Source organism: Gilliamella sp. B14384G12, assembly GCF_016101825.1.
Classification (GTDB): domain Bacteria; phylum Pseudomonadota; class Gammaproteobacteria; order Enterobacterales; family Orbaceae; genus Gilliamella; species Gilliamella apicola_N.
The window spans coordinates 1-360 of sequence record NZ_JACFPU010000057.1 but is presented as its reverse complement, the minus strand read 5'-3'; the positions used below and the strand labels follow the sequence as shown (position 1 = coordinate 360).

At 37.5% G+C, this 360-nt stretch carries 1 protein-coding gene; it reads left to right on the top strand.

Annotation, left to right across the window (positions count from 1 at the left end):
• Positions 1-360 (top strand): toxin VasX (locus tag H3S73_RS13635; RefSeq protein WP_198236995.1); only part of this gene is annotated, 360 nt, incomplete at both ends.

Below are 360 nucleotides of genomic sequence, written 5' to 3'. Positions count from 1 at the left end.
CCTTACGGGTAGGTTATGTTTATATTCTAGTCAAACATAAACAAAAAGGTTGGGAATTTATGGGATATGAAGTCACTCCATCAGGAGTATTTCGTCATAAAACCATTACCGATGTTAAAGAACGCAATGTTAAAGAAATTCCTACAGGCTGTACTGAAGGCAGCAATAATCACCATATACCCGGTTCTTTTATTAATATAGATACCAGTGTGTATGAGGGAGAGGCCTATATAGCCTATACTCGCCGAGCTTGGTCACAAGGAAAAAACAGTACAATTGAAAAATACCTTAAATTGATGAACGAATCTTCCCTTACCATCGATTTACCCTCAAAGAAAGAGCAAGATTCATCTGAATCGC